This is a genomic window from Bradyrhizobium sp. IC4060 (genome assembly GCF_020193715.1).
GTDB classification, from domain to species: Bacteria; Pseudomonadota; Alphaproteobacteria; order Rhizobiales; family Xanthobacteraceae; genus Bradyrhizobium; species Bradyrhizobium yuanmingense.
This window is the reverse complement of record NZ_JADYVJ010000109.1, coordinates 1-406: the sequence shown is the minus strand read 5'-3', so window position 1 is coordinate 406 and position 406 is coordinate 1. Positions and strand designations below refer to the sequence as shown.

Sequence of the window (406 nt, the reverse complement as noted above, 5' to 3'; positions counted from 1 at the left end):
GCCAAGCCTATGGCCGACGGCAAACCCGCCATGGAAAAGTGCTATGGCGTCTCCATGGCCGGCAAGAACGACTGCGCGGCCGGCGCCGGCACGACCTGCGCGGGGACCTCGAAGATGGACTACCAGGCCAACGCCTGGAAGAACGTGCCGGCTGGCACCTGCACCACGATCAAGACGCCCAAGGGCATGGGCTCTCTCACGGCGATGTGAGCGTCCATGGCCCGCCCCCAGATCGGCGCCGGCCTCGGCCTCAAGCCGGAGCATTTCGAATCGGCCCTGGCGGCGCGCGCCGAAGGCCTGTGGTTCGAGGTCCATGCCGAGAACTACATGGTCGATGGCGGGCCGCGGCTGGCCTGGCTCGACGCCGTGCGCACGCACCACCCGGTGTCGCTGCATGGCGTGGCGA

2 protein-coding genes are annotated in these 406 nt (G+C 69.0%); both read left to right on the top strand.

Annotation, left to right across the window (positions count from 1 at the left end; all coding sequences use genetic code 11):
- On the top strand, positions 1 to 210 hold a 210-nt coding region (locus I6F16_RS37715), incomplete at its 5' end, for a DUF2282 domain-containing protein (protein WP_225174805.1).
- Positions 211 to 216: 6 nt separating this feature from the next.
- On the top strand, positions 217 to 406 hold a 190-nt coding region (locus I6F16_RS37710), incomplete at its 3' end, for a DUF692 family multinuclear iron-containing protein (RefSeq protein ID WP_225174804.1).